Consider the following 20,499-nt stretch of genomic DNA (forward strand, 5'->3'; position numbering starts at 1 on the left):
GCAGCGCCGTCGAGGCAGGTGCAGAGCATCCAGACCCAACGGAACACCAGAGGGGGACCCTTGCGGACACGTCACATCTTCCATGCGGTCGACTCACACACCGAAGGCATGCCCACCCGTGTCATCACCGGTGGCATCGGAACCATTCCCGGCGCCACCATGGCGGAACGGCGCCGCTACTTCCAGAACAACCGGGACGCGGTCCGTACCCTGCTGATGTACGAGCCGCGCGGGCACGCCGCCATGAGTGGGGCGATTCTTCAGCCGCCCACCCGCCCGGACGCGGATTTCGGCGTCCTCTACATAGAGGTCTCCGGGTTCCTGCCGATGTGCGGCCACGGCACGATCGGTGTGGCCACCGTCCTCGTGGAGACCGGCATGGTGGAAGTCACCGAGCCCGTCACCACCGTCCGGCTCGACACTCCGGCCGGGCTCGTATCGGTGGACGTGCGGGTTCAGGACGGCGCGGCCACGTCCGTCACCCTCACCAACGTGCCCGCCTTCTGCGCCGGACTCGACCGCAAGGTGGACGTTCCCGGATACGGCACGCTGCACTACGACCTCGCCTACGGCGGCAACTTCTACGCGATGCTGCCGCTGTCCGACGTCGGGCTCCCCTTCGAGCGTGCCCGCAAGGACGACATCCTGGCGGCCGGGCTCGCCCTGATGGACGCGGTGAACGCCACCGATCGCCCCGTGCATCCGGAGGACCCCGACATCAACGGGCTGAAGCACGTGCAGTGGATCGCACCCGGATCCGATGCCGCACACTCCCGGCACGCCATGGCCATCCACCCCGGGTGGTTCGACCGGTCGCCCTGCGGGACCGGTACGTCGGCCCGGATGGCACAGCTCCATGCGCGGGGCGAACTCGGTCTGAACACCGACTTCGTCAACGAATCGTTCATCGGTACCTCGTTCACGGGGCGGCTCGTCGAGGAGACCGCCGTCGCGGGTCTTCCCGCAGTCGTCCCGACCGTGACAGGCCGTGCCTGGATCACCGGGACGGCGCAGTTCTTCCTGGACCCGACCGATCCCTTCCCCGAAGGATTCCTGCTGTGACCTTGCCCCTGCTCGGCGCCGCCGACATCGAAGACCTCGGCCCCGGCGGGGCCGCGGACGCACTGGAGGCGGCGCTGCGCGGGGGACTCGATCCGGCGGCCACACCCGCGCGCAGTCATGTGACGGTCCCGGGCGGAGAGCTCCTGATCATGCCGGCAGCCACCCAGGAGGTGGTCGGCGTCAAGATCGCCGGCGTGGCCCCGGGCAACGCGGCACGTGGACTGCCACGGATCACCGGGAGTTATCTGCTGCTGGACGGTGCCACTCTGGTGCCCCTCGCCCTGCTCGACGGCGCCGCACTGACCACCCTTCGTACCCCGGCCGTGTCCGCACTCGCCCTTCGCCACCTGACACCGCCCTCGATCGGGCACCTCGTCCTGTTCGGTACCGGACCCCAGGCGTACGGGCACCTCGGTGCCGTACTCGCGGAACGCCACGTGGAAAGGGTCACCGTCGTCGGCCGTACCCCGCACCGAGTCGAAGCGCTGGTCGCGCACTCGCGTCGGCTGGGCGTCGCCGCCGGAGCCGGTGACGCGGACGCCGTGGCCTCCGCCGACCTGGTGCTCTGCTGCACCACGGCCGGAAAACCACTGTTCGACGGTGAGCTGGTGCGGGATTCGGCCACGGTCGTGGCGGTCGGCTCGCACACACCCGATGCGCGGGAGGTCGATTCGCGGCTGGTGGCCCGTTCCGCCGTGGTCGTGGAGGAGCGGTCGGCCGCCTTGGCGGAAGCGGGGGATCTTCTGCTCCCGATCGAGGAAGGGGTCTTCGCGGCCGAGGACGTCGCGTCCGATCTTGCGGAGTTGGTGACCCGTCCGGACCGTGCCGCGGAACTGGCCTCCGGCGTCCGGCCACGGTTCTTCAAGAGCGTCGGAATGGGCTGGGAGGACCTTGTGGTGGCGGCTGCGGTTCACCGCAACGCGCCTGCCGGAGCGTGATATCCACAGCTGGGAAGCGGCAGGTCCGAACGGCAACCTGCCATTGTATTCTGTGACTCCGCACGGTGCTGGAGGAACACACATGGCCCGCCTGACGTCGCTCAACGTGATCTCGGCGCAGGAGCATCTGCGTGACCGTGTGGCGCACGCGCTGAGAGCCGCGCTCATCGCCGGCGACCTCCGTCCGGGCACGATCTATTCAGCTCCCGCGCTCGCCTCCCAGTTCGGCGTCTCGGCCACTCCCGTACGCGAGGCCATGCTCGACCTGGCCCGGGAGGGTCTGGTCGAGGCGGTACGCAACAAGGGCTTCCGGATCACCGAGTTGACCGAGCAGGATCTCGACGACTTCACCGAGCTCCGCGCCATGATCGAGGCCCCGACGGTCGGCCGTATCGCCCGGATGGGCAAGGCATGGGAGTTGGCGGAGCTCCGGCCGCTCGCTCTGGAGATCGTCGAAGCCGCCCGGGCGAACGACATCCTGGCCTACCTGGAGGCCGACCGGCGCTTCCATCTCGAACTGCTCGGGCTGGCAGGAAACCGCCGACTGGTGGAAGAGGTCGGCAACCTGCGTAAGCGGTCGCGGCTCTTCGGTCTCAACAGGCTAGCCGAGACCGGGCAGTTGACGGCGTCGGCGGAGGAGCACGTCGAGCTCCTCGATCTGATGGTTGCCGGAGACGGCCCCCGCGCCGAGGCGTTCATGCTCGCTCACATGTCACATGTCCGAAAGCTCTGGGCGGCCCCCGGGGCCGAGGCGTCCGAGAGCGCCCCGCCCAAGCAGGTGTGGCTCGACCCCAGTGACGCCTGAGCTCCGTCGCCGACGACCGGCAGTTCGTCAACTCCTCAGCGCCGTAGGCCCGTCGTAGCCGTCGCGCTTGCCGCGTGCCTGCGGAGCCGTCCCGAGATCCTGCGGCACCCTTCCTCCGGCGCGCGGTCCGGGAAGGCATCAGCCCGCACCTACGCGTAACACCCCCATCCTTTGATCCACCCAACGCCCCTCAGTCGAGGGGCTGTTCGGCGTTTCCCGCGCAACCGGTGCGAGTGCGCCCGGCTCGGCTCATTGCTCCATCAGGGCTTCTGCGGCAGCGAGTTGTCGTGCAGATGAATGTGCGCGCAGCGTCTTCCTAAGACCATGTGACATGTGCAATTGTACAGCGCGCAGGATGCGAGGTCGTGCTCATGTCACGACGCGAGTGCAGTCGGACGACCCTGTTCGCCTTCACCTCTCGCTCCACCCCCCTACGGCCGCACCGTTCCCCGTGCGGCCAACACACCGCTGGGAGGCGGCACGTGATGAACCGAATGGTTCGACAGAGATTCACCGGGCTATCCACCGTGGTGCTGGCAGCTTGTCTGGGCGTCGGGCTGCTGTCCGCACCGAGCCGCGCAGCCGAGCCCCGTCCCCTCGTGGCCGCGGTCGAGTCACCGAGGAACGCCGATGCCGAGGCCCGTGCGGACGAGCCGGGTGGGCCGGCCGCCCAGGCGCTCACCGCGCCCTCCGACGAGGCCGGCCACGCCGACCGCGCAGCCCTCAAGCCCGCGGACCGCGCCCCCCTGTCCGCGTCGAAGGACGCGCTCAGGCGGGACTACGACGAGCCCGGAAGCGCGAACCCGAGTCACCCCGCCCCCTCCATGAAGGCCGCGGCGCGCGCCAAGGCGAAGTCCGCCGGAATCGCTGCCGTTGCAGCGTGCAATGTCACCGACTTCACCAGCCGCACCGGCAGCGCCCTCGTCCAGCAGGTCAAGGCGTCGACCACCGACTGCGTCAACACCCTGTTCGGCGTGAAGGGCAACGACGGCTATCTCGCCTTCCGCGAGGCGCAGATGGTCACCATCGCCGACGCCCTGCGCGACACCTCGGCGTCGTACCCCGGCGACAGCAGCACCGGAATGCCGCAGCTGGTGCTCTTCCTCAGGGCCGGTTACTACGTCCAGTACTACGACCCGTCGACGGTGGGCAGCTACGGCCCCGCGCTGAACACCGCCATCCGCGGCGGGCTGGACGCCTTCTTCGGCTCCTCCCACGCCTTCGACGTCACCGATGCCAACGGGGAGACCCTCTCCGAGGCGGTCACGCTGATCGACAGCGCCGTGCAGAACGCCCGGTACATCCACGTGGTCAAGCGGCTGCTGGCGAGCTACAACTCCTCGTACAACAGCTCCTGGTACATGCTGAACGCGGTCAACAACGTGTACACGGTGACATTCCGCGGCCACCAGGTACCCGAGTTCGTCCAGGCGGTGGAGGCCGACCCCAGCCTGCTCACCGCACTCCACGACTTCGCCTCCGCCCATCTGGACCTGCTGGGCACCGAGCGCTCGTACCTGACCTCCAACGCGGGCCGTGAGCTCGGCCGCTTCCTCCAGGAGGCTTCACTGCGCGACAGGACCGCACCGCTGGCCGCGGCACTGCTCAAGCAGAGCTCCATCACCGGCCGCACGGCAGCCCTCTGGGTCGGCGTCGCCGAGATGACCGACTACTACGACAGGGCCAACTGCGCCTACTACGACACCTGCAACCTGGCCGAACGCCTCAAGAGCGCGGTCCTGCCCGTCGACTACACCTGTAGCGACAGCATCCGTATCCGGGCCCAGGAAGTGTCGACGACCGATCTCGCCGCCAGTTGCACGAGCCTGCGCAACCAGGATGCCTACTTCCACGACATCACCAGGGACGGCGGCCCGGTCAGCGAGGACCGCAACAGCACCATCGAGGTCGTCGTCTTCGACTCGAGCACCGACTACCAGACCTACGCCGGAGCGATCTTCGGAATCGACACCAACAACGGCGGGATGTACCTGGAGGGAGACCCCTCCGCGGCGGGGAACCAGCCGCGCTTCATCGCCTACGAGGCCGAGTGGGTCCGGCCCGTGTTCCAGATCTGGAACCTCAACCACGAGTACACGCACTACCTCGACGGCCGCTTCAACATGTACGGGGACTTCGGCGCCGGCCTCACCACGCCGACCATCTGGTGGGTCGAGGGCTTCGCGGAGTACGTCTCCTACTCGTACCGCAATGTCACCTATGACGCTGCAATATCACAGGCCGCGAAGCGCACCTACACCCTGCGCACCCTCTTCGACACCACCTACGAGAACGCCGACCAGACGCGGATCTACAACTGGGGTTATCTGGCGGTCCGATACATGCTCCAGTCGCACCGCGCGGACGTGGACAGGCTGCTCGGGTTCTACCGCACCGGGGACTGGAACGCGGCCCGCACCCTGCTCACCTCCACCATCGGCAGTCGCTACGACGCCGACTGGAACTCCTGGCTGACCGCCTGTGGGGCAGGGGACTGCGGCAGCATCGGTACTCCGCCCGTCGACCAGGGGCCGGAGTGCACGGCCGCCGACACCCGTCAGCTGGACAAGGACTGCAAGCGCAGCGGGCTGACGGCGACGGCGGGCAACTACGCCTACCTCTACATCTACGTTCCCGCGGGCACGACGGAGCTGAAGATCACCGCGGCGGGCGGCACGGGTGACGGCGACCTCTACTACAACGCCAACGGCTGGGCGATGGTCTCCAGCTACACGTCCCGGGCGTCCGGCGCCGGGAACGAGCACACCCTGACCGTGCCGAATCCGAAGGCGGGCATCAACTACATCAGCATGTACGCCGCCCAGGGCTTCGGTGGCGTGAGCGTCTCCACCCGGTACTGATCGCCGTACCGGCCCCGGAGCGACCGGGCCGGGCGACGGCGGCAGCCGGCGGATCCACCGCCGTCGCCTCCGTCGCCCGCCTGGACCGCTTCCTCCGCGAGCACCGCGCCCGGTCAGGTCAGGTCACATCAGGCGCAGCGCATCCGGGCCCGCCCGTTCCCTGATGATCTCCACCAGCCGGTCGAAGAGGGTCGGACCCCGGCCTGCCAGGGCCTCACCGAGTTCCGCCTGGAGTCGGATCCGCGAGGTGGGGTGGGCACGTTGCGCGAGGCGCCTCAGATAGCGCGCCGTCTCCGGGTGGCCCAGGGCTTCGGCGGACCGTGTGTGGTCGCGCCACTCGATGACGAAGTCCTCGTCGTCCGGGGTGCCCATTCCGCCGCTGAGGCAGTCCGCGAACGCGTCGAGGTTGCGGCCGAAATAGCCACCGGGTCCGTTCACGGCTTCGCCGATCACCTCCCAGAACCGCTCCAGGCCGGTGACCTCGGAGCCTTCGATCACATAGGTCACGGTCATGCCCGGAGCGTACAAGTCCGGACCGGGGACGGGAGGTGGCCGGTGGTCAGCAACCGTGGTCGACCAGGTCGAACGACTCGTAGTGGTCGGCGGTGTAGTAGTCCTCCCGGACCTCTTCACCGGTGACGATGCGGCGGGCGCCGCGGGTCGGGGAGCCCGGGGTGATGACGGTGTACTCGTGGTAGTAGCCGGTGCCCTGACTCGGCAGGATGCCTTCGCGGTTCTGGAAGACGGTGCCGTCCTGGTCGTACGGGAAGGGCCCGCCCGCGTCGATCAGGTCGAGGGTGTCGTGTGCCTGGGAGGGGAGGTCGGAGTAGCAGATGCTGCCGACCGACAGGGCGGCCGGCGGAGTCGCGGCCGATGCGGTGACCGGGCCGCCGACGAAGAGGGCCGACAGGATGGCGGCGCAAGCGCCGAGCGTGGTGATCCGTGGGGGGAATCGCATGCCCACCATGATGACGCGCGTAGATCGGGTCCCGTCAACGCCAACTCCTGTGAATTTTTTGGAAGTTAACGGGGAGTACGGAAATGTAACGCGTTCGCCTCCCGTCCGGGCTTGCGGATGGGCCCTGTTCACTTATTGACGAGTCGACAAGCGTGAGTGTCCGCGTGCGGGGCATGCATCCCCGTGAAGGTGTTCGAGTGGTTATGAGGTGAAGGAGGTCGATTCACTGTGCGCGCGGGGGAAGCGATGAAGCATCGAGGAGGCGAGTCGGTCCAGCTGCGTCGCAGGCTGGGGCATGCCGACCTGTCGGCGGTGGGGGATGTACGCCGTGATCTGAGGGAGTTCCTGCGGTACCGGTCGCCCGCCGAGGCGGCCGAGGTGGCGGAGCTGCTGCTGAGCGAGATCGTCACGAACGCGCTGATTCACACGCGCCACGGCGCGGTCGTCACCGTGACCGCGGGCCCGGAGAAGGTGCGCGTGGAGGTCCGGGACTTCATGTCGGATGCCCCCAGGCCGTACGTACCGAACGCCGACGACGGTACGCACGGCAGGGGTCTCGTCCTGGTACGCAGCCTGGCGGACGCCTGGGGAGTCACGGCGCAGGCGCTGGGCAAGGTGGTCTGGTTCGAGCTGAGCGGTACGGGCTGAGCCGGACGACCCGCCGAACCGGAGCGTGGGAGGCCCCGTCGGGGCCTCCCACCGGGCCGAGTTCAGCCGAACTGCTGCTCCAGATCCTTCAGTTTCTGCTCCAGCGAGTCGAGCCGGGGCAGGGTCTGGGTGTCGTCCTCGGCGGTGAGGTCGACGGTCCTGGGGTCACCGCTCGCGGTCTGGCCCGAGGGGCCCGGAGAGCCCGAGGGGTTCTTGGCCCCCTTGGCGCCCGGGCCGTTCACGGCTTGCAGGGATGGCCGGGGTCGCAGGGGCAGCTGTCCCGGCTCTGCTATGGCGGGCTCCGCGACGCCCTGCGCGGCACCCTGCGACGGCGCGATGGCCTGGACCTCGACCTGCTGTCCGCCGCGGCCACTGCGCCCCCAGACCCGGTTCTGCCGGTTCAGGGCCTTGATGTGGGCCCGGTCCAGCTTCTCCTGGCCCCTTCTGCGGAGCCGGTCCTGCTCCTTCTCCCGCCGGTCCTCGCGGACCTCGTCGACCGCCTCGTCCAGGGTGCGTACGCCTTCGAGGAGCATCAGCGACCAGGCGCCGAAGGTCTCCCGGGGCGCACGCAGCCACCGGACGATCCGGATCTGCGGCAGCGGGCGGGGCACCAGGCCCTGTTCGCGCAGTGCGGCCCTGCGGGTCTGCTTCAGCGCGCGGTCGAAGAGCACCGCGGCCGAGAGCGACATGCCCGCGAAGAAGTGCGGGGCGCCCGCGTGGTCCATGCCGCGCGGCGCGTGCACCCAGTTGAACCAGGCGGCGGCGCCGGCGAACGTCCACACCAGCAGCCGGGAGCCGAGTGCCGCGTCGCCGTGGCTGGCCTCCCGTACCGCCAGCACCGAACAGAACATCGCGGCCCCGTCGAGGCCGAACGGGACCAGGTACTCCCAGCCCCCGGAGAGGCTGAGGTTTTGCCGGCCGAAGCCGACGAGCCCGTGGAAGGAGAGTGCGGCGGCGACCGCGGCGCAGCAGAACAGGAGGACGTACGAGGCGGTGGCGTAGAGCGCCTCCTTGCGCCGGCGGCGGTCCTCGCTGCGTTCCCAGTTGTCGTCGGCCGATGCCTTGCCGGCGGCGCGCCTGCCACGTGCGACCACCGTCACCGCCGCCATGACCCCCACGAGCAGTACGGCGCCCGGAAGCAGCCAGTCAAGCGATATGTCGGTCAGTCTCATGCGCGGTCCCTTGCGTCGCGTAGGGCGTTTCGGGCGCCATCGTGACGGAAACGCCGCCCGGCTCAGGCGGTTTCGGGGCAAGAGAACGCCATTGGGGTGGCGAGGCGTGCGGATGAGCGGAATGTTCTCGAATGACCGTACGGCGAAGCGTGGTTGCGTTCGAATCCCTGTCACTGGGACGGGGGGTGTGGATCAGGGGGCGGGCGTCAGCTTCCGTACGCGGTCGGCATCGCACGTGCGGGGGCAGGTGACGCAGGTGTCCTCGGGGCGCAGCGTGTAGAAGAGGCAGCAGCTCGCCCGGTCGCGGGTCGGCAGCGACTCGCCGTCGGGGCCGGTCAGTTCGCGGAAGCCGGCGGTGCCCACGTACGGCTTGGTGGTGCCCGGCAGCAGCAGCGCCAGCTCGGCCATCGCCCGGCGCTCCTCGCCCAACAGGTGGGCGATGTACCAGAGTCCTTCGACGACCTCGTCCGTCGCCATGCCCCACAGGGCCCGCTTGCCGCGCCGCATGCGCGGTCCGAAGCCGTCCAGCACCGGGCCGAGGTGTTCCGCGACGGCGTCCAGCACCTCGGCGCGCAGGGCGGCCTCGTCGGGGACGACCCGGGCGCCCGGCAGGGAGGCCGCGGGATCGTCCGGCAGGCAGGCGAACTCCCGTACGCGGAGGGTGAGATGACCCAGCGCGCGTTGGAAGGCGACGTCCTGGACGGGGACGCGCGGCACCCGGCGGTGCAGGAACCACGGCACGGTCACCAGCAGGCAGGCGGGCCAGGAGTAGCGGTGCAGTCCGAAGCTGGCCACCACGTCGGGGCGGGCCTCCTGCCCGTAGTCCCGGAGCACCTGCGCGTTGTCCCACGCCAGGAAGGCGTCCAGGGCCGCGCCGCCCTCGGCGAGCTCCGCGGCGCCCACCCAGCCGGCGCCGGAGGGGGCGGCGGCGTCCTCGGCGAGCACCTCGGCGCGGAGCCCGGGAAAGACCTCGGCCAGACGTGCGTACGCGGGGGTCACGGAGGACGCCGCGGTACCGGTGAGCAGAGCGGAGACGGTCATGCAGGGACCACCGAATCGGGATCGTTAGCAGGTTAGCCTTACCTTACCCGACCTGATCGATGTTTGAACTGGAGCCTCCTCCGCCTATCGTGCACACGGGGGCAAGGCGCACGCGAGCCGCGCCCGCGGCAGGCCGAGGAGGTCCAGTGGAGCAGGGCAGTGCGCGTGAGGACACCTGGCTGTCGTACGCAGCCGCGGCCGTCCCGCCTTCGGTACGGGTCCCCGAACAGGCGCGGGGAGAGCACACCCACAGTGAGCCACCCGCCCCCCGTGCGGTGCAGCGGCACTCGGTGCGCGGGCAGATCCTGGACGCCCTGCGCGCCGCCCTCGTCGACGGTGAGCTGGCTCCCGGCCAGGTGTACTCTGCCCCGGCGCTCGGGGCCCGGTTCGGCGTCTCCGCGACGCCGGTGCGCGAGGCGATGCAGCAGCTGGCCATCGAGGGCGCCGTCGAGGTCGTACCGAACCGGGGTTTCCGGGTCAGTGAGCGCGGGCCGCGCGAACTCGCGGAGCTGGCGGAGGTGCGGGCCCTGATCGAGGTCCCCGTCATGCTGCGGCTCGCCCGTACCGTCCCCGCGGGCCGCTGGACGGCCCTGCGCCCGCTCGCCGACGCGACCGTCGCGGCAGCCGCTGTCGGCGACCGTGCCAGCTACGCCGAATGCGACCGGGCCTTCCACCGGGCCGTCCTGGCGCTCGCCGGCAACGAACAGCTGGTGCAGGTCGCGGACGACCTGCACCGGCGTTCCCAGTGGCCGCTGGTCAGCAACCCCGCGACCCGCCGTGCCGACCTCCTCGCGGACGCCGTGGAGCACACCGCGCTGCTCGACGCGCTGATCGCCCAGAATCTCGGCGTCGTGCAGTCGCTGGTACGGGAGCACTTCACCGGCGCGGACGGCTGACGGTTACGTCACCGGGTGACCGCACCGGTCACCCGACGACCCGACCGCCGCGTCCCCCGACGACCCGACTGCCCCGTCCCCCGACGACCCGACCGCCGCGTCTCGCGAAGACTGACGCCCCGCCCCCCCGTCACCGGACCCGCCAGCCCGCCGCTTCGTCGTCCGGTGCCGGTCTGCTCTGGCTCGGCAGGGCAGGTTCCAGTTGCGGGGCGAGCCAGGTGGGTACGCCGCCCAGCAGTCGGAAGAGCCGCCCCGCCTCGGCGCGCAGCCGAGCGGCCTCCGGCTCGGGCTCGGCGTCGGCCAGGGACATGAGCGCCGGGGCCGTACCGACCAGGTAGCCCAGTTCCTCCCTGATCCGCAGCGACTCCGTGAAGCCGTGCCGCGCCTCGGCCAGCTCGCCCTCGCGCAGGGCGAGCGAGGCGAGGTGGCGCCAGGTGAAGGAGAGCAGCAGCTCGTCCCCCTGGGCCGTGGCGCCCGCGTGGGCCCTGCGGTAGGCGGCCCGTGCGGACTGCGGGGAGTCGGCGATGTTCTGCGCGATCAGGCCCCGGCGGAAGTCCAGGAGCGGCCGGCCTGCCGCTGCGGGGGAGAGCAGGGCGGCGGCCCGGCTCAGGGCCACGCTGGCCTCGTCGGCCCGGTCCCGTACGCCCAGGAGTGTCGACGCGTAGGCGAGGTGGCCGCGCTCGCAGGCGGCGGCCCCGCGCTCGGCGTCGTCGTGGGCCAGGGCCTCGGCGTTGCGCAGGGCGTCCTCGGCGTCCGTCCAGCCGCCGCCGGTGTACAGGCACCGCTCGGTCAGCAGCGCGGTCCGCTGGAGCGCGGCTGCCGGGTCGGTGGCCGCGTGCGGTTCGAGCAGAGCGGCCGCGTCCGTCCAGCAGGCGCGTGATCGCAGTCGCCATACCGCTGTCTGGAGCGGCGGATCGTCATCTGCTGTCGTTCCGGAACCAGACATGGCGGTATGCGCCACATTGCCCTCCCCGAGCACGCCATCGAGCTGTTGAGTGTGGCCGCATCTCAGCACGGAATGGCACGCCGGGCCAAGGGGTCCGGTCAATGTCAGGTGAAAGATTTCACAATCGACCGGATCTCCGCGCCGCGGCCCGATCCCCGGGGAGTCAGCTCATACGCAGGGCGAGGAAGAAATCGAGCTTGTCCTCGAGGCGCGAAAGGTCACGCCCCGTCAACTGCTCGATTCGCCCGACGCGGTAGCGCAGTGTGTTGACGTGCAGATGCAGCCGGGCCGCGCAGCGCGTCCAGGAGCCGTCGCAGTCCAGGAACGCTTCCAGGGTCGGAATCAGCTCCGCCCGGTGGCGCGTGTCGTAGTCGCGCAGCGGGTCCAGCAGCCGTGCGGTGAACGCCCGGCGCACGTCGTCCGGGACGAACGGCAGCAGCAGGACGTGCGAGGCCAGCTCGTGGTGGCCGGCCGCGCAGACCCGGCCCGGCCGGGCGGCGGCGACCCGGCGGGCGTGCCGGGCCTCCTCCAGGGCGCCGCGCAGTCCTTCGGCGGAGTGCACGGCCGCACTGACACCCAGTGTCAGCCGGCCGTCGTCGGCGAGGCCCGCGGCGAGGGGTTCGCGGACCGCGGCGAGCAGCACGTCGGCGTGCAGCGCGGGGTCCTGCCGCTTGCCGGCGGGATCGCCGGTGGCGTCGTCGGGACCGGCGGAGTCCTCGGCGCCGGCGCCGGGCGACGGCAGGGCGGGGAGCGGTACGAGGGCGATGGCCTCGTCGCCCGTGTGCGCGACGGCGATCCGGTCCGCGGAGTCGGGGCCGGTCACCGCCGGATCGACGAGGATCTCCTCCAGCAGGGCCTGGGCGACCGGGCCGCTCGCGATGTCCGCCGCCGGGCCCGTGCCGGTGCCCGGTGCGCCCTCGGCGGCCCAGTCGACCCGGGCCACGACGACCTGCCAGTGCGGCGCCGAGCCGACACCGGGCAGGAGGACCGGGGCGGCGACCCGCAGCCGGGCCGCGATCTCGGTGGGGGCGGCGCCCGCCTGGACCAGCTCCAGGACCTCCTGGGCGAGCCTGCGGCGTACGGTACGGGCCGCGTCGCGCCGGTCCCGCTCGACGGCGATCAGCTGGGTGACGCCCTGGAGCAGATCGAGCCGGGCGGCCGGCCAGTCGCCCGCGTCGGCCTCGACGGCGAGCAGCCAGTCGGAGAGCACCGACTCGCGGACGTCGCGGGAGGCGGGTGCGGCGCCCCGCCCGGTGTTCCGGATCGGGAACAGCGAATACGTCGTACCGTCCACCGTCGTCCGGTGCGGGCCTCGGCGGCCGGTACGGGTCGCGGCCAGGTGCCGGCCGGCCAGCGCGGCGCCGACCGGGCCGGGCAGCACCTCGCCGGCCCCCGCGATCCGGCGGCCGGTGGGGGAGAGCACCCAGGCGCGTAGGTCCAGGTCGGAGGTGAGCAGGTCGAGGACGACCTCGGGTCCGCCCCCTGCCGGGCCGGACGTCATGAGTCTGCGGTGCCGGTCCACGACGGCGGCGAGGTCGCCCGCCCGCTCGCCGGAGACCTGGCGCACCACGTACTCGGTGATGGTTGCAAATGCCACGGTCTCGTTCACGGCGAAGAGTGGGAGTCGGTGGTGCAGGCACGCGTCGACCAGATCGGCCGGGATGTCGCCGAGCTCCGCCTCTCCGGCCGCGAGTCCGGCGACCCCGGCGCCCGCCAGGATCCGGACGAACGGCTCGGAGTCCGAGGCGTCACGGTGCCAGGCCAGCCCCGTGAGCACCAGTTCGCCGCCGGAGAGATAGCGGCTGGGGTCGCGGAGGTCGGTCGTCATGACACCCCGGACGGTGCGGTCCAGCTCGTCGTCGCCGCCGAGCAGCCGCAGGCCCAGCGCGTCGGTTTCCAGCAGTGCGCGCAGCCGCATCTCGTTGCCGCCGATCTTTTTCGTTGGTGAGGGGGATACCTGTGAATTGCGGTGAGGTTACTGATCCCCGCCATTCGTTCGAATCTACAAGACCAGAGAGGAGACCAGCCAACTCCTTCATGGTTTCGGTGACTGCACTGGCCGGATCCTGGCTTGTGTACTGGGTCACACACCGCGTTAACAGCAGATGAACGACCAGTCGAGGGCCGGCCGTCCCCAGCCCCAGCGAACGACCGATTGAGAAGAAGAGAGCCACTCATGGACTTCCTTCGCCCCGCCAGCTGGGAGGAGGCGCTCGCCGCCAAGGCCGAGCACCCGACGGCTGTGCCCATTGCGGGCGGCACCGATGTGATGGTCGAGATCAACTTCGACCACCGGCGGCCCGAGTACCTCCTGGACCTGAACCGCATCGGTGAGCTGGCCGAGTGGCAGGTGGGCCAGGACGACGTACGCCTCGGCGCCTCCGTCCCGTACAGCGCGATCATGGAGCACCTGCGGGCCGAGCTGCCCGGACTCGCGCTCGCCTCGCACACCGTCGCCTCGCCGCAGATCCGTAACCGCGGCGGCGTCGGCGGCAACCTGGGCACCGCGTCGCCCGCGGGAGACGCGCACCCGGCGCTGCTCGCCGCGGGAGCCGAGGTCGAGGCCGAGTCCGTACGCGGAACCCGGATGATCCCCATCGACGCCTTCTACACCGGCGTCAAGCGCAACGCCCTGGCCCCGGACGAGCTGATCCGGGCCGTGCACATCAAGAAGGCCGACGGGCCCCAGCAGTACTCCAAGGTCGGTACGCGCAACGCGATGGTCATCGCCGTCTGCGCCTTCGGCCTGGCCCTGCACCCCGAGACCCGTACGGTCCGCACCGGCATCGGATCGGCCGCCCCGACACCCGTCCGGGCGAAGGAGGCCGAGGAATTCCTGAACGCCGCGCTCGACGAGGGCGGGTTCTGGGAGAGCGGAAAGATCATCACCCCGTCGGTGGCCAAGCAGTTCGCGGAGCTCGCCTCCGGCGCCTGCAACCCCATCGACGACGTGCGCGGCACCGCGAGGTACCGCAGGCACGCGGTCGGCATCATGGCCCGCCGCACGCTGGGCTGGACCTGGGAGCAGTACCGCGGCGCCGGCCGCACCCTCGAAGGAGCTGCGTAACCATGCGAGTGAATTTCACGGTCAACGGCCGTCAGCAGGAAGCCGACGACGTCTGGGAGGGCGAGTCCCTCCTGTACGTCCTGCGTGAGCGCATGGGCCTGCCCGGTTCCAAGAACGCCTGCGAGCAGGGCGAGTGCGGTTCCTGCACGGTGCGCCTCGACGGGGTCCCCGTGTGTTCGTGTCTCGTCGCGGCAGGCCAGGTGGAGGGCCGCGAGGTCGTCACCGTGGAGGGCCTCGCCGACTACGCGAAGCACCGCGAGGACGTCCACCCCGGCGGAGGCTGTGCCTCCGGTGCCTGCGGTACGACGCTCGACGCGGCCAAGCGCTGGCAGGCCAGGCCCGCGGACGGGCAGAGCGGCGAGGCGGCCGAGCTGTCGCCGATCCAGCAGGCGTTCATCGACGCCGGCGCCGTGCAGTGCGGTTTCTGCACCCCTGGCCTCCTGGTCGCGGCCGACGAGCTGCTGGAGACCCACCCCTCGCCGTCCGACCAGGACATCCGCGAGGCGCTCTCCGGCAACCTCTGCCGCTGCACGGGTTACGAGAAGATCCTCGACGCGGTCCGCCTCGCGGCCGCCCGTCAGGAAGAGACGGTGCGATAGCCATGGCGCTGCATCCACGAGCCGCCTCCGTGCCGGCCGGTACCCCCACCAAGATCACCCAGGGCTCGAATACCAGGGGCGGCATCGGCGAGTCCACGCTGCGCCCCGACGGCACCCTGAAGGTCACCGGAGAATTCGCGTACTCCTCGGACATGTGGCACGAGGACATGCTGTGGGGCCACACGCTCCGCTCCACCGTCGCCCACGCCGAGATCCGGTCGATCGACATCGGCGAGGCCGTCGCGATGCCCGGCGTCTACGCCGTGCTCACCTACGACGACCTGCCCGCCGCGGTCAAGAACTACGGCCTGGAGATCCAGGACACCCCGGTCCTCGCCCACGGCAAGGTCAGGCACCACGGTGAGCCGGTGGCGCTCGTCGCCGCCGACCACCCGGAGACCGCCCGTCGCGCCGCCGCGAAGATCAAGATCGACTACGTCGAGCTGCCGGTCATCACGGACGAGGCGTCCGCGACCGCACCCGACGCGATCCTGGTCCACGAGGGCCGTGACGACCACCACATCGGTCACGTCCCGCACCCGAACATCGTCCACCGCCAGCCGATCGTCCGCGGTGACGCCGAAGCCGCCGCGAAGCGCGCCGACGTGATCGTCCGGGGCGAGTACACCTTCGGCATGCAGGACCAGGCGTTCCTCGGCCCGGAGTCCGGCCTCGCCGTGCCCTCCGAGGACGGCGGCGTCGAGCTGTACGTGGCCACCCAGTGGCTGCACTCCGACCTCAAGCAGATCGCCCCGGTCCTCGGACTGCCCGAGGACAAGGTCCGCATGACGCTCTCCGGCGTCGGCGGCGCCTTCGGCGGACGCGAGGACCTGTCGATGCAGATCCACGCCTGCCTGCTCGCGCTCCGCACGGGCAAGCCGGTCAAGATCGTCTACAACCGCTTCGAGTCCTTCTTCGGACACGTCCACCGGCACCCGGCGAAGCTCTCCTACGAGCACGGCGCGACGAAGGACGGCAAGCTCACGCACATGAAGTGCCGGATCGTCCTGGACGGTGGCGCCTACGCGTCGGCCTCCCCGGCGGTCGTCGGCAACGCCTCCTCGCTCTCGGTCGGTCCGTACGTCGTCGAGAACGTCGACATCGAGGCGATCGCGCTCTACTCCAACAACCCGCCCTGCGGTGCCATGCGCGGCTTCGGCGCCGTCCAGGCGTGCTTCGCGTACGAGGCGCAGATGGACAAGCTCGCGGCGAAGCTGGACATGGACCCGGTCGAGTTCCGGCAGCTCAACGCCATGGAACAGGGCACCCTCCTGCCGACCGGGCAGCCCTGCGACTCGCCGGCCCCGGTCGCCGAGCTGCTGCGCCGGGTCAAGTCCCGCCCGCTGCCGCCCGAGCGGCAGTGGCTGGCCGTCGACGCCGGAGGCAGCACCGTCGATGTGCGCGCCCTGCCCGGCGGGCTGTCGAACACCACCCACGGCGAAGGCGTCGTACGCGGTGTCGGCTACGCGGTCGGCATCAAGAACGTCGGCTTCTCCGAAGGCTTCGACGACTACTCCACCGCCCGGGTGCGGATGGAGGTCATCAACGGCGAGCCGGTCGCGACCGTGCACACCGCGATGGCCGAGGTCGGACAGGGCGGCGTCACCGTGCACGCCCAGATCGCCCGTACCGAACTCGGTGTCAACCAGGTCACCATCCAGCCGGCCGACACCAAGGTGGGCTCGGCGGGATCGACCTCCGCCTCCCGCCAGACGTACGTCACCGGCGGCGCCGTGAAGAACTCCTGCGAGGCCGTACGGGAGAAGGTGCTGGAGCTCGGCAGCCGCAAGTTCGGTACGTACCACCCGGCCTGGGCCACCGCCGAACTCCTCCTGGAGGGCGGCAAGGTCGTCACCGACGGCGGCGAGGTACTGGCCGACGTGGTCGACGTACTGGAGGACGAGGCGATCGACATCGAGCTGGAGTGGCGCCACCGGCCCACCGAGGCGTTCGATCTGCGGACCGGCCAGGGCAACGGCCACGTCCAGTACTCCTTCGCCGCCCACCGCGCGGTCGTCGAGGTCGACACCGAACTCGGCCTGGTCAAGGTCATCGAACTGGCCTGCGCCCAGGATGTCGGCAAGGCGCTCAACCCGCTCTCCGTCGTCGGGCAGATCCAGGGCGGCACCCTCCAGGGCATGGGCATCGCCGTCATGGAGGAGATCATCGTCGACCCGAAGACCGCGAAGGTGCGCAACCCGTCCTTCACGGACTACCTGCTGCCCACGATCCTCGACACGCCGACCATCCCGGTCGACGTGCTCGAACTCGCCGACGACCACGCCCCGTACGGGCTGCGCGGCGTCGGCGAGGCCCCCACCCTGTCGTCCACCCCGGCCGTCCTCGCGGCGATCCGGAACGCGACGGGCCTCGAGCTCAACAGGACGCCGGTACGACCCGAGCACCTCACCGGCAACTGAACCAGCTCCCACGAACTCTCCGGACGGTGCGTGTTGCCGTGAACGTCACACTTCCCCGCGTACCGCGCCGTCCGGAGACACCGAGTACCGCACCGCTCGCGGTTCTCGGCACTGCCTCAGTACTTCTGTACCTGCACGATCAGTTCGCCTCGGGCCGTCCCCCGGGTGTGCTGCCGACGCAGCTATCCCAAATCCCGCAATCGGTTCTCTTCACGCGGGTGCCCCTGTGAACCTTGGGAGTCAGGCAACATGACCCAGCAGTCAGTGGAGCCCAGGACCGGTGCGGAGGACGCGGGCCACGGCTCGCGCGTCCCCGCCGGACGGTCTTGGCTCGACCGGTACTTTCACATATCCGACCGGGGATCGACCGTCGCGCGTGAGCTGCGCGGAGGCGTCACCACCTTCATGGCGATGGCGTACATCCTCCTGCTCAACCCGCTGATCCTCGGCGGCAAGGACGTGGACGGCAACCTCCTCAGCCAGCCCGGCCTCATCACCGCGACGGCCCTCGCGGCAGCCGCGACGACCCTGCTCATGGGCTTCGTCGGCAAGGTCCCGCTGGCCCTCGCCGCCGGCCTCAGCGTCTCCGGCGTCCTCGCCGGGCAGGTCGCCCCGGCCATGACCTGGCCGCAGGCCATGGGCATGTGCGTGATCTACGGTGTGGTGATCTGCCTCCTGGTGGTCACCGGCCTCCGCGAGCTGATCATGAACGCGATCCCGCTCGCGCTGAAGCACGGCATCACCATGGGCATCGGCCTCTTCATCGCCCTGATCGGCCTCTACAAGGCCGGCTTCGTCCACAAGGGCACGGCGACACCCGTATCGCTCGGCCCCGCCGGTGAACTCGCCGGCTGGCCCGTCCTCATCTTCTGCGTGACCCTCCTGCTCATCTTCATGCTCCAGGCGCGCAACATCCCCGGCGCGATCCTGATCGGCATCGTGGCCGGCACCGTCCTCGCGATCGTCATCAACGCGATCGGCGACATCCCCGCCAAGTCCTGGAGCAGCGGCCCGCCGGAGCTCCACGGGAGCGCGGTCTCCGCACCGGACTTCTCGCTCTTCGGGGACGTGGAGTTCGGCGGCTGGGGCGACGTCGGCGTGATGACGGTCGGCATGATCGTCTTCACCCTCGTGCTGGCCGGCTTCTTCGACGCGATGGCCACCATCATCGGCGTCGGTACGGAGGCCGGGCTCGCCGACGACAAGGGCCGGATGCCCGGCCTCTCCAAGGCGCTGTTCATCGACGGCGCGGGCGGTGCGATCGGCGGTGTCGCCGGAGGCTCCGGCCAGACCGTCTTCGTCGAGTCGGCGACCGGCGTCGGCGAGGGTGCCAGGACCGGACTCGCGTCCGTCGTCACCGGTCTCTTCTTCGCGGCCTGCCTCTTCTTCACCCCGCTGACCGCGATCGTGCCGACCGAGGTGGCGTCCGCCGCCCTCGTCGTCATCGGCGCCATGATGATGCAGAACGCCCGGCACGTGGACTGGGGCGACCGTTCCGTCGCCATCCCGGTCTTCCTCACCGTCGTCCTGATGCCCTTCACCTACACCATCACCACCGGTGTCGCGGCAGGCGTCATCTCGTACGCCGCCATCAAGCTCGCCCAGGGCAAGGCCCGCGAGGTCGGGGCCTTCATGTGGGGTCTGACGGCGATCTTCATCGTCTACTTCGCGCTCAATCCCATCGAGAGCTGGCTGGGCGTCCACTGACGCCCGCCCCCTCCGCACTCTGTCTAAGGAGAAACGCCATGCTGGACATCGCCGAAGAGCTTCACCGGTGGGTCGGGCAGGGACGCGAGTTCGCCGTCGCCACCGTGGTGGCGGTCGGCGGCAGCGCGCCCCGGCAGCCGGGCGCCGCCCTCGCCGTCGACCGCGACGGCACGGCGATCGGATCGGTCTCCGGCGGATGTGTGGAGGGCGCGGTCTACGAGCTGTGCCAGCAGGCACTCGACGACGGCCGGACCGTCCGGGAGCAGTTCGGCTACAGCGACGAGGACGCCTTCGCGGTCGGTCTGACCTGCGGCGGCGTCATCGACATCCTGGTCACACCGGTGCGTGCGGACGATCCCGCGCGCCCGGTGTTCGCCGCCGCGCTCGCTGCCGCCGCGGAGGGGACGGCGGCAGCGGTCGCGCGGATCACCGAGGGGCCCGCCGAGCTGCTCGGCCGTCCGCTCCTCGTCCACCCCGACGGTTCGTACCAGGGCGGGCTCGGCGGTCATGCCGACCTCGACCGCACCGTGGTGGCCGAGGCCCGCGCGATGCTCGACGCGGGCCGCACCGGCTCCCTCGTCATCGGGGCCGAGGGCTCGCGGTGCGGGGAGCCCGTCACCCTGCTCGTCGAATCGAGCGTTCCGCCACCCCGCATGATCGTCTTCGGGGCCATCGACTTCGCCTCCGCACTGGTCCGGGCCGGCCGTTTCCTCGGCTACCGGGTCACCCTCTGCGACGCCCGGCCGGTCTTCGCCACCGCGGCCCGCTTCCCGGAGGCCGACGAGATCGTCGTCGAGTGGCCGCACCGCTACCTCGCGTCGACCGAGGTCGACGCGCGGACCGTCCTGTGCGTCCTCACGCACGACGCCAAATTCGATGTGCCGCTGCTCGAAGCGGCCTTGAAGCTGCCCGTCGCCTACGTCGGCGCGATGGGCTCGCGCCGTACCCACCTCGACCGCAACGAACGACTGCGCGAGGCCGGGGTCACCGAGAGCGAACTGGCCAGGCTGCACTCGCCGATCGGCCTCGACCTCGGAGCCCGTACGCCCGAGGAGACCGCCCTCTCGATCGTCGCCGAGATCGTCGCCGAGCGGCGTGGTGGCAGCGGGCGCCCGCTCACCGGTGCGCACACCCCGATCCATCACGAGAACGGGCCCCCGCTGGCCTCGGTGGCCTGAATCGCCCTCTTGTTCCCGGTCGTTCCCGGGCGGTTAACCGCCACGGCGGCTTCACGCCAGCCGTGGACCCGGCCGCAGCTGTGCTTTTACCGGTAGATCAGCTGCATGACATTTTCCCCCTCCTCCGTTTCCGGCCGGGCGAGACCCGCTCGCGCGGGACGCAGAGCCCTGCTCATAGCGACCTCGGTCGCCCTCGTGAGC

Annotated in this window: 17 protein-coding genes; 11 read left to right on the top strand and 6 right to left on the bottom strand. The window is 70.6% G+C overall.

Annotation, left to right across the window (positions count from 1 at the left end; all coding sequences use genetic code 11):
* Positions 1-60 precede the first annotated feature (60 nt).
* From OG230_RS28640 to OG230_RS28655, 4 genes are all read left to right on the top strand, one after another.
* Positions 61-1,062: a proline racemase family protein gene (locus tag OG230_RS28640; protein ID WP_328906614.1), complete on the top strand. Its 1,002-nt coding sequence runs from the start codon at positions 61-63 to the stop codon at positions 1,060-1,062.
* Entirely contained in the window at positions 1,059-2,000 is a 942-nt protein-coding gene (locus OG230_RS28645; RefSeq protein WP_328906615.1) for an ornithine cyclodeaminase family protein, read from the top strand. The genes OG230_RS28640 and OG230_RS28645 overlap by 4 nt, the downstream gene beginning before the upstream one ends.
* A gap of 82 nt (positions 2,001-2,082) precedes the next feature.
* Entirely contained in the window at positions 2,083-2,805 is a 723-nt protein-coding gene (locus OG230_RS28650; RefSeq protein ID WP_328906616.1) for a GntR family transcriptional regulator, read from the top strand.
* 485 nt (positions 2,806-3,290) lie between these two features.
* Positions 3,291-5,666, top strand: a complete 2,376-nt coding sequence (locus OG230_RS28655; protein WP_328906617.1) for a M9 family metallopeptidase — start codon at positions 3,291-3,293, stop codon at positions 5,664-5,666.
* Between the two features lie 123 nt (positions 5,667-5,789).
* Here OG230_RS28655 and OG230_RS28660 read toward each other — a convergent pair whose 3' ends face one another.
* The gene (locus tag OG230_RS28660; RefSeq protein ID WP_328906618.1) at positions 5,790-6,179 is read right to left on the bottom strand and encodes a barstar family protein; all 390 of its coding nucleotides are present in this window, start codon (positions 6,177-6,179) and stop codon (positions 5,790-5,792) included.
* A gap of 46 nt (positions 6,180-6,225) precedes the next feature.
* Positions 6,226-6,624, bottom strand: coding sequence for a ribonuclease domain-containing protein (locus OG230_RS28665; RefSeq protein WP_328906619.1), 399 nt, complete (start codon positions 6,622-6,624; stop codon positions 6,226-6,228).
* Positions 6,625-6,912: 288 nt separating this feature from the next.
* Here OG230_RS28665 and OG230_RS28670 point away from each other — a divergent pair, with 288 nt between their 5' ends.
* Positions 6,913-7,272 (top strand): ATP-binding protein, encoded by a 360-nt coding sequence (locus OG230_RS28670; RefSeq protein WP_328911566.1) that lies wholly within the window; start codon positions 6,913-6,915, stop codon positions 7,270-7,272.
* Positions 7,273-7,334: 62 nt separating this feature from the next.
* Here the strand turns inward: OG230_RS28670 and OG230_RS28675 are convergent, their stop codons facing one another.
* Together OG230_RS28675 and OG230_RS28680 are read right to left on the bottom strand one after the other, a co-directional pair.
* Positions 7,335-8,444 (bottom strand): DUF2637 domain-containing protein, encoded by a 1,110-nt coding sequence (locus OG230_RS28675; protein ID WP_328906620.1) that lies wholly within the window; start codon positions 8,442-8,444, stop codon positions 7,335-7,337.
* 192 nt (positions 8,445-8,636) lie between these two features.
* Positions 8,637-9,485 (bottom strand): (2Fe-2S)-binding protein, encoded by an 849-nt coding sequence (locus OG230_RS28680; protein ID WP_328906621.1) that lies wholly within the window; start codon positions 9,483-9,485, stop codon positions 8,637-8,639.
* A gap of 146 nt (positions 9,486-9,631) precedes the next feature.
* Between OG230_RS28680 and OG230_RS28685 the strand changes: the two genes are divergently transcribed.
* Positions 9,632-10,381, top strand: a complete 750-nt coding sequence (locus tag OG230_RS28685) for a GntR family transcriptional regulator (RefSeq protein ID WP_328906622.1) — start codon at positions 9,632-9,634, stop codon at positions 10,379-10,381.
* Positions 10,382-10,511: 130 nt separating this feature from the next.
* On the opposite strand, the gene OG230_RS28690 is transcribed toward OG230_RS28685, so the two are convergent.
* Positions 10,512-11,327 (bottom strand): hypothetical protein, encoded by an 816-nt coding sequence (locus tag OG230_RS28690; RefSeq protein WP_328906623.1) that lies wholly within the window; start codon positions 11,325-11,327, stop codon positions 10,512-10,514.
* 163 nt (positions 11,328-11,490) lie between these two features.
* Positions 11,491-13,245 carry a PucR family transcriptional regulator ligand-binding domain-containing protein gene (locus tag OG230_RS28695; RefSeq protein WP_328906624.1) on the bottom strand — a complete coding sequence of 585 codons (1,755 nt, stop codon included), beginning with the start codon at positions 13,243-13,245 and terminating at the stop codon, positions 11,491-11,493.
* A 258-nt stretch (positions 13,246-13,503) separates the two neighbouring features.
* Here OG230_RS28695 and OG230_RS28700 point away from each other — a divergent pair, with 258 nt between their 5' ends.
* From OG230_RS28700 to OG230_RS28720, 5 genes are all read left to right on the top strand, one after another.
* Positions 13,504-14,394 carry an FAD binding domain-containing protein gene (locus OG230_RS28700; protein ID WP_328906625.1) on the top strand — a complete coding sequence of 297 codons (891 nt, stop codon included), beginning with the start codon at positions 13,504-13,506 and terminating at the stop codon, positions 14,392-14,394.
* 2 nt (positions 14,395-14,396) lie between these two features.
* A complete protein-coding gene (locus OG230_RS28705; protein ID WP_328906626.1) occupies positions 14,397-14,993 on the top strand; it encodes a (2Fe-2S)-binding protein in 597 nt (198 codons plus the stop codon).
* Positions 14,994-14,995: 2 nt separating this feature from the next.
* A complete protein-coding gene (locus tag OG230_RS28710) occupies positions 14,996-17,413 on the top strand; it encodes a xanthine dehydrogenase family protein molybdopterin-binding subunit (RefSeq protein WP_328906627.1) in 2,418 nt (805 codons plus the stop codon).
* A 249-nt stretch (positions 17,414-17,662) separates the two neighbouring features.
* On the top strand, positions 17,663-19,120 hold the full coding sequence (locus OG230_RS28715; protein ID WP_328906628.1) for an NCS2 family permease: 1,458 nt from the start codon (positions 17,663-17,665) through the stop codon (positions 19,118-19,120).
* A 38-nt stretch (positions 19,121-19,158) separates the two neighbouring features.
* Positions 19,159-20,298 (top strand): XdhC/CoxI family protein, encoded by a 1,140-nt coding sequence (locus tag OG230_RS28720; RefSeq protein WP_328906629.1) that lies wholly within the window; start codon positions 19,159-19,161, stop codon positions 20,296-20,298.
* The last annotated feature ends 201 nt before the right edge of the window (positions 20,299-20,499 follow it).

Source organism: Streptomyces sp. NBC_00234 (genome assembly GCF_036195325.1).
Taxonomy (GTDB): Bacteria; Actinomycetota; Actinomycetes; order Streptomycetales; family Streptomycetaceae; genus Streptomyces.